The organism is Providencia sp. PROV174, from assembly GCF_028480685.1.
In the GTDB taxonomy this organism is placed as follows: domain Bacteria; phylum Pseudomonadota; class Gammaproteobacteria; order Enterobacterales; family Enterobacteriaceae; genus Providencia; species Providencia rettgeri.
Genome location: NZ_JAMPOT010000023.1, coordinates 195,050 through 203,203, shown reverse-complemented (window position 1 = coordinate 203,203; position 8,154 = coordinate 195,050). Strand labels below are relative to the sequence as shown.

The 8,154-nt window shown below is 40.7% G+C and carries 8 protein-coding genes; 2 read left to right on the top strand and 6 right to left on the bottom strand.

What is annotated here, in order from left to right:
• Nucleotides 1-140: 140 nt before the first annotated feature.
• Entirely contained in the window at nt 141-839 is a 699-nt protein-coding gene (locus PSE60_RS18720) for a FadR/GntR family transcriptional regulator (RefSeq protein WP_210835525.1), read from the top strand.
• 47 nt (nt 840-886) lie between these two features.
• Entirely contained in the window at nt 887-2,290 is a 1,404-nt protein-coding gene (mdtD, locus tag PSE60_RS18715) for a multidrug transporter subunit MdtD (protein WP_210835523.1), read from the top strand.
• On the opposite strand, the gene rbsR is transcribed toward mdtD, so the two are convergent.
• The 6 genes from rbsR to rbsD form a co-directional block, all read right to left on the bottom strand.
• Nucleotides 2,287-3,288 (bottom strand): ribose operon transcriptional repressor RbsR, encoded by a 1,002-nt coding sequence (gene rbsR / locus PSE60_RS18710; RefSeq protein ID WP_210835517.1) that lies wholly within the window; start codon nt 3,286-3,288, stop codon nt 2,287-2,289. The genes mdtD and rbsR overlap by 4 nt on opposite strands.
• 3 nt (nt 3,289-3,291) lie before the next feature.
• Nucleotides 3,292-4,221 (bottom strand): ribokinase, encoded by a 930-nt coding sequence (gene rbsK, locus PSE60_RS18705; RefSeq protein ID WP_272666411.1) that lies wholly within the window; start codon nt 4,219-4,221, stop codon nt 3,292-3,294.
• Nucleotides 4,222-4,301: 80 nt separating this feature from the next.
• Nucleotides 4,302-5,192, bottom strand: coding sequence for a ribose ABC transporter substrate-binding protein RbsB (rbsB, locus tag PSE60_RS18700; RefSeq protein WP_210835513.1), 891 nt, complete (start codon nt 5,190-5,192; stop codon nt 4,302-4,304).
• An 18-nt stretch (nt 5,193-5,210) separates the two neighbouring features.
• Nucleotides 5,211-6,173, bottom strand: a complete 963-nt coding sequence (gene rbsC / locus PSE60_RS18695) for a ribose ABC transporter permease (RefSeq protein ID WP_210835512.1) — start codon at nt 6,171-6,173, stop codon at nt 5,211-5,213.
• Nucleotides 6,170-7,684: a ribose ABC transporter ATP-binding protein RbsA gene (gene rbsA, locus PSE60_RS18690; protein WP_272666410.1), complete on the bottom strand. Its 1,515-nt coding sequence runs from the start codon at nt 7,682-7,684 to the stop codon at nt 6,170-6,172. Before rbsA ends, rbsC begins: the two co-directional genes overlap by 4 nt.
• Before the next feature lie 7 nt (nt 7,685-7,691).
• A complete protein-coding gene (rbsD, locus tag PSE60_RS18685) occupies nt 7,692-8,111 on the bottom strand; it encodes a D-ribose pyranase (RefSeq protein WP_004906713.1) in 420 nt (139 codons plus the stop codon).
• Between the last annotated feature and the right edge of the window lie 43 nt (nt 8,112-8,154).

The following is an 8,154-nucleotide window of genomic DNA, read 5'->3' as shown; positions in this document are numbered from 1 at the left end:
CGTTTTTATTTTGTTCGTGTTTTTTTTAGCCAAAAAGGCATTTATAAGTTAAATTTGGTCTGTGGATTGACTATTTCAGCAGCAATTGTACATCTACTCACGTAATATATGTATCTAAGAATTATGCTTTGAGATGAATTATGGAATTAAGTAAGCAACAAACAGCCTCACAAAAAAATCGCTCTTATATTATTGCAGAAAATCTTGGACAGTTGATTTTAACCAGCACCTATTTACCAGACTCCATTTTACCTAGCGAATTAGAATTATCAGAACAATTCCAAGCAAGTCGAACAGCTATAAGAGAAGCAATAAAAATATTAGCAGCAAAAGGCATGGTATTAGCACGCCCCAAAATAGGCACCCGTGTTATGCCTCCTTCAAATTGGAATTTTTTAGACCAAGATCTCTTAACGTGGTGGTCTAATAGTGAAGAGCAATCTGTTGTAATGAAGCACTTTAAAATCGTTCGACTCGCAATAGAACCTCAAGCTTGTTACCTTGCTGCTATACATGCAACAAAAGAACAAAAACAGTCATTACAACTATTAGCCAGTGAAATGCAGTTACTCGCCAAAGAATTTGATAGAGCACATTGGGTAAAAGTTGATTATCATTTCCATTTAACTATTTATAAAGCTTGTGCCAATCCTTTTCTAATTTCTTTTGCTAATTTATTCCGTTCAATTTATCAGCGTTACTTTGATGTCATTACTAATAATGAGGTTATAGAGGTCGAAATTCATCAACAACTTGCCAATGCAATTATTCATGGTAAAAGTACAATAGCACTCGACCTTTGCTATAACTTACTAACAACTACCCAAAAGCAAGACTAGTAAAACAATATCCCATTGAAGCTTTCATTTATTTGTATAGGTAACTGATGTTCAAAACAGCAAAAAATATGTCTGGCCTTCCATGGATTGCGGCAATGGCCTTTTTCATGCAAGCGCTCGATGCCACCATTTTGAATACGGCTTTACCCGATATTGCAAGAAGCCTTGATCACTCACCGCTTGCAATGCAATCAGCTGTAGTTAGCTATACGCTTACTGTTGCGCTATTAATTCCTGTAAGCGGCTGGTTTGCTGATAGATTTGGTACAAGACGTATATTTATTCTAGCGGTTTCCTTATTTTCTCTTGGTTCATTACTTTGTGCCCTTTCGCCATCCTTAAATTTCTTAGTAACCTCTAGGGTTATTCAAGGTATTGGTGGGGCAATGATGATGCCAGTGGCTCGTTTAGCCTTAATAAGGGCTTACCCTCGAAGTGAGTTACTACCAATATTAAATTTTGTCACTATTCCAGGTTTAGTTGGCCCAATATTGGGGCCTCTGTTAGGCGGTATCTTAGTAACCTATGCAACTTGGCATTGGATATTTATTATTAATATTCCTATAGGTGTTTTAGGTATTTTTTATGCCTTAAAACATATGCCCGACTTTAAAATGCCAAAACGTAAATTTGATACGCTCGGATTCTTATTGTTTGGTTTTGGCTTAGTCATGCTATCTGTTAGTTTAGACTTATTTGGTGATAAATCCCTCCCTGCCTCTGTTCCTGCAATTATTGTCTTAGTGGGTTTTCTCTTCTTATTTATTTATGTTCTTCACGCAAGGCGAGTTAAGCATGCAATAATCCCACTAAATCTATTTAAAACACGCACTTTTTCTATTGGGATCAGCGGTAATATCGCAACACGCTTGGGAACAGGCAGTATCCCATTTTTAATGCCATTAATGTTGCAGGTGGGTTTTGGTTATGAAGCCGTTGTGGCGGGAATGATGATGGCGCCACTTGCAATTGGTTCAATCACTGCTAAGTCGGGCGTTACTCGGATCCTGACTAAATACGGCTACCGTAATACATTATTTGTTATCACCATAATTATTGGATTAATGATCGCACAGTTTTCCTTGCAATCACCAAGTATGTCGATTTACCTGTTAATCGTACCTTTATTTATTTTAGGAATGGTGATGTCAGTGCAGTTCACTGCAATGAATACTATTTGCTTGGCTGATTTAACAGACAATAATGCAAGTGCGGGAAATAGTATGTTAGCTGTGACTCAGCAACTATCGATAAGCTTCGGTATTGCAGTCAGTGCTGCAATCTTAAACTTCTATGGTGGGCAACCTAATAGCAATACGGTCGATAATTTTCACTACACTTTTATTACCGTTGGTGTCATTACGCTTATCTCAGCTTTTGTCTTCTTATTATTAAGTAAGACAGACGGTGATAATTTAATAAAAAATAAAACCAAAAAAGCGAAGAATTAATATTTTTTAACCGATTGGCGCTCAATTAGCTCAGGGGTAAGAACCAAAACGCTTGCCTTTGCCTCTGGGTTATCCATACGATAAATAAGTTGGTCAACAGCCTGTTGGCCTAGCTTATCTTTTGGCTGATGAATTGTTGTAAGTGGTGGGATCATATAAGGCGAAAGATCGATATCATCATAACCAATGATTGAAATATCATCGGGCACTTTCAAGCCCTTTTGGTATATCGCTTGATAAGCTCCCACCGCCATCGCATCATTACCTGCAAAAATAGCCTCGGGAGGGGTAGGTAAGCTAAGCAATTTATTCATTGACTCAAACCCACCAGCAAATTCAAAATCACTGAAAATGATATAATCATCATAAATATTAATGCCGCCATCAGTCATGGCTTGAATAAAACCTTGATGACGCGCTCTTGCTGGTGATTTATCTTGAGGCCCTGCAATACATGCAATACGGGTGAAACCTGCTTTAATAAGGTAACGAGTGGCTATTTCCCCACCAAGAAAAGAGTTATCTTGAATAATGTCTCCATCTGACTCGAATGGAGACCAATCCATCATAACCGTTGGCACAGCGGGGTAACGAGCCAAAACATTTTTTGATGGCCCCTGTACTTCAGTGCACATAATCAGTAACCCATCAACACGCTTTTGTAGCAATGTTTCTAAGCTATGATTCATTCGCTGAAGGTCGCCTTCAGTGTTGCACAAAATCAAACTATAACCGCGTTCGTAGCAACTACGTTCTACACCCCGCACTACCTCAGCGTAGAATGGGTTATTACTTGTTGTCAGTAACATCCCAATCGTATTCGTACGATTCATTTTTAAACTACGCGCCAGCGCAGAAGGGGCATAATTTAACTCTTCAATCGCATTTTTAACGCGTACGGTAATGCTCTCGCTGACATAGCGATTTTGATTAATAACGTGAGAGACGGTGGATGTCGACACCCCCGCAAGGCGTGCCACATCTTTCATTGTTGCCACAAGTTAATCCTGTTGAGTCAAAAACTGGTCAATTTCTTTACGCCATGGAACAGAGGGTTGAGCTCCAGGGCGAGTCACCGCTATCGCTGCTGCCGCATGGGCAAAAATAATCGCTTCTTCGTCAGCCTTACCTTCCAGCAGTGCAGTAACGTAAGCCCCATTGAATGTATCACCTGCGGCAATAGTATCCACTGCTTTTACGCGAAATGCAGAAATTATTTTACCTTCTACACCTTTTTCACTATACCAAACACCTCGAGAACCGAGTGTTATCATCACTTTACTAATCCCTTTTTGGTGTAAGGCTTCAGCCGCATCCTGAGCACCTTGATTATCATTAACCGCAATGCCTGTTAAATGTTCAGCTTCTGTTTCATTTGGTGTGATGATATCCACTAATGATAATAATGAATCAGGTAAGGATTGAGCTGGCGCTGGGTTCAAAATGACTATTGTATTGTTTTTCTTCGCTATTTCAGCCGCCATTTGTACTGTTTCAATGGGAGATTCCAATTGCATCAATACCGCACTCGCTTCCACAATTTTTTGCTGATAATCGCCTAACCTTTCCTTGGTAAGTTGCGCATTTGCACCTGCATTGATACCAATCGTATTTTCCCCTTGTTGATTCACATAAATGAGGGCGACACCTGTCGTTTCACCTTCAATGGCATCAATACATTCGGTTTTAATGTTATCGAGAGATAACTGTTTTTTTATACTCGCCCCAATATCGTCATCACCAACACAGGCAATAAATGTTATGTCAGCACCACTGCGACCAGCAGCAACAGCTTGGTTAGCACCTTTTCCACCAAACGCAACTTGGTAATGATCACCCCTAACTGTTTCACCCGGTTGAGGGAAATGCTTAACATTTAATATATGATCAGCATTGATACTACCGAGAACCACCAGCTTTGCTGTACCCATAACGTTTATTTCCTTTTTTGATGACCCAATGAATTGCAAACTAAAATAAACCGCCGCAGTATACCGCAGCGGTTTTTATCTTATTGTTTTACCACTAATTCCAATTCAACCGGAACCGTTGAATCTACTTTTTCGCCTTTTAAGACTTTATCTGCAATCTGTACACCAACAATCCCAATTTGGTCTGGGCGCTGTGCAATAGTTGCACCTAATTTTCCGCCTTCAACGGCTTTGATACCATCATTTGTTCCATCAAAACCGACAACTAGAACATCGGTACGGCCTGCAGTTTGCAGAGCTCTTAATGCCCCTAATGCCATTTCATCATTTTGTGCAAATACCGCTTGAACAGCTGGATGTGCCGTTAACAAGTTCTGCATTACGTTCAAGCCTTTTGTTCTATCGAAATCAGCCGGTTGGCTCGCCAGTAAATTGAATTTGTGCTCTTTCGCACCGGTGTTAAAACCTTCACCGCGCTCACGTGCGGCTGATGTGCCTGAAATGCCTTCTAATTGAATAACTTTAGCCTCACTGCCTGTTTTTTGTGCAATGTAGTCAGCGGCCATCTTCCCGCCCATGCGGTTATCAGAAGCTACATGGCTGACAACTTCACCTTTGTTAGCCGCTCTATCCAAAGTAATTACGGGTATATTCGCTTTATTCGCCATTAATATTGAGTTACCCACCGCATCTGAATCTGTTGGGTTAATTAACATTAATTTTGTACCGCGAACGGTTAAATCTTGTACGTTTGCTAACTCTTTGGCTGGGTTGTCTTGAGAATCTAAAACAATCAGCTCATAACCTAGTTTATCCGCTTCTTTTTGTGCGCTGTCTTTCATCGTCACAAAGAATGGGTTATTCAATGTAGAAATTACGAGTGCAATGCTATCTTTCGCCATCGCATTGACACTAACAGTTGCACTCAGTGCAACTGCCGATAATAACGTTGCTAGTTTGTTCAGTTTCATAATAATTTTCCTGTAGGGTTACTTTTTATTATCAACAAGTACAGCAAGTAAGATGACGACAGCTTTAACAATCATCTGGTAGTTTGACGAAATTCCTAATAAGTTTAATCCATTGTTTAAGAAACCAAGGATAAGCGCACCAATCAATGTACCGACGATACGCCCCTTACCACCAGCAAGGCTGGTACCACCAAGTACAACCGCAGCGATAGCATCAAGTTCATACCCATTACCTGCCATTGGCTGAGCCGATGATAAACGTGCAACTTCAATGACACTCGCCAATGCCGCTAGCAGTCCACATAAGGCATAAACCGCTATTTTAATGCGATCGACATTTATACCAGAAAGACGGGTAGCCGCTTCATTCCCACCAAGTGCGTAGATGTAACGACCAAGGCGAGTATGGTGCAACATATACCACGCTGCAGCAAAAACGATGATCATCAACCATACAGGGGTAGGAATACCAAATGGGCGTCCAATACCAAACCAACCAAACAAGTCGGCGTTATCACTAAACCCTGTATTGATAGGGCTGCCATCTGTGTAAACTCGTGTCACGCCGCGCAGTAGTAGCATCATGACTAAAGTCGCAATAAAAGCTTGGACTTTTCCTTTTGCAACAATCACGCCTGTACATGCGCCAATTGCGGCACCTAACGCCAACGCCCCCGCAACAGCCACTAACGCATTCACGTCAGCACTAACCATTGAGGCAGCAACTGCGCCCGTTAAGGCTAATAAAGACCCAACTGAGAGGTCAATTCCTGACGTTAAGATAACTAATGTCATTCCAACGGCCATAATGGCATTAACGGAGGTTTGTTGTAAGATATTGAATAGGTTATTAACCGTAAAAAAATTCGGGCTTAATGTTGATACAATGGCAATCAAAACTAATAGTGCGATTAATGATTTTTGCTCCATCAGCCATGCTTTGCTGAACCAGCGTTTTGATGATGCGGTAGTTGAACTCATGCTGATAACTCCTTAACTGAGCCGTAATTTTTACCCACTGCGGCAGCCATTAAGGCTTCCTGAGTCGCGTCTTTAGCAGAAAATTCGCCGCTGATATGACCTTCGTGCATAACAAAAATACGGTCACTCATTCCTATTACTTCAGGCATTTCTGAAGAAACTAAAATGATACTCAGCCCTTCTTTCTTAAATTGATTAATTAGTTGATAAATTTCTTTTTTAGCACCAACGTCAACACCTCGCGTTGGCTCATCAAGGATCAATACTTTTGGCCTTGTCATTAACCCACGTGCAATGGCCACTTTTTGCTGATTACCACCGGAAAGATTGCCAATAATTTGATCCATAGAAGGGGTTTTAATATTAAATAAGCGAATGAAATCACTCACAGTTTGCTGTTCTTCCCCATGTTTGAGGCTGCCACCAGCGCGGCTAAAATAACGTAATGCTGTCAATGACATATTTTCTTTCACTGACATACCTAATACTAATCCATCACGTTTACGATCTTCAGAAATATAGACAATACCGTTAGCTAAGCCGTCTTGAGGCGTTTTTAGTGTGATTTCTTTACCATCAAGAGTGATAACCCCTGTTTTCTTTGCTGCTGCACCATAAATGATTTTCATCAGTTCAGTACGCCCAGCCCCCATCAAGCCAGAAACCCCTAAGATTTCCCCCGCTTTCAAGGTAAAGCTCGCATCAGTAACACCGGGGCCAGATATATTTTGTAATTGCAGACGGATACTCCCTTCAGGCACATCAACTCTTGGATACTGGTCTTCAAGTTTACGACCAACCATCATTTCAATGAGTTTTTCTTCTTCTAATTCGCTCACGGGTTTCTCACCAATAAACTGGCCATCGCGAAACACCGTTACATCGTCGCAAATTTCAAAAATTTCTTTTAAACGATGGGAAATATAAACAATACCGCAACCTTGAGCTTTTAAGTCTTCGATAACTCTAAATAAGGATTCTGTTTCCGTGTCGGTTAACGCATCTGTGGGTTCATCCATAATAATGACTTGTGATTGAAAGCTCAGGACTTTAGCGATTTCCACCATTTGTTGTTCGCCAATAGAAAGCTCTGCAATAGTTTGATGGCTATCATAATAAAGGTTAAGCCGTTTAAGCAGTTTGTCTGACTCACTGAACATTTTTTTCCAGTCAATTTTGCCAAATGCATTAACATACTCTCGACCAAGAAAAATATTCTCTGCGATGGTTAATTCAGGTATCAAGTTAAGTTCTTGGTGGATAATCCCTATTCCTGCTTCTTGGGAGCTTTTAGGGCCGTTGAATGCGACTTCTTTACCTAAATAGCGGATTTGACCGGCATCTTTTTTATAAATACCCGTCAGCACTTTCATCATGGTTGATTTGCCAGCCCCATTTTCCCCTACCAGCGCCATGACTTTTCCTGGGTAGACATTTAATGTCGCCCCATTGAGGGCTTTTACCCCTGGAAATGATTTATCGATCCCGATAAGTTCTAATAAAGGTTGCATAATCACCTCAGAAAGTCACACCAGAACAAAGAATAATGTTAGCGAACGGTGAACATTCTCCAGTGCGGATCACCGCTTTACTGTCATGAGTCAGCTGTTTAAAACGTTCATGGCTGCAATAAATAATTTCAATCGTATTATTTTGGGTGACTTCTAACTGTTGTAAGTGAGCTAAAATAGCGTCTTCCATTTGAGGGTTAATGGTACTGATTTCCTCCGCTAGAATGGCTTTTTCGACTTGCATCTCTTGAGTAATGACACTTAAAACTGACATGAAATCGGGTAAACCTTGTGTAATCGCTAAATCAATGCGCTCCGTTCCTTGAGAAATAGGCAAACCGGCATCAGCAAGCGTTATTTGGTCCGTATGACCTAACTTGGCAATTACAGAGGTAACGTTGGCATTAAGCAAAACACCCTTTTTCATTTTTCACCGCCATTCTAGTAAGCGAAACGTTTCGCTCATGTAA

Coding starts and splice junctions, on each gene's coding strand:
- rbsC (WP_210835512.1), bottom strand. CDS start 6,173: ATGAGTTCAACTACCGCATCATCAAAACGCTGGTTCAGCAAAGCATGG.
- PSE60_RS18720 (WP_210835525.1), top strand. CDS start 141: ATGGAATTAAGTAAGCAACAAACAGCCTCACAAAAAAATCGCTCTTAT.
- rbsA (WP_272666410.1), bottom strand. CDS start 7,684: ATGCAACCTTTATTAGAACTTATCGGGATCGATAAATCATTTCCAGGG.
- rbsB (WP_210835513.1), bottom strand. CDS start 5,192: ATGAAACTGAACAAACTAGCAACGTTATTATCGGCAGTTGCACTGAGT.
- mdtD (WP_210835523.1), top strand. CDS start 887: ATGTTCAAAACAGCAAAAAATATGTCTGGCCTTCCATGGATTGCGGCA.
- rbsK (WP_272666411.1), bottom strand. CDS start 4,221: ATGGGTACAGCAAAGCTGGTGGTTCTCGGTAGTATCAATGCTGATCAT.
- rbsD (WP_004906713.1), bottom strand. CDS start 8,111: ATGAAAAAGGGTGTTTTGCTTAATGCCAACGTTACCTCTGTAATTGCC.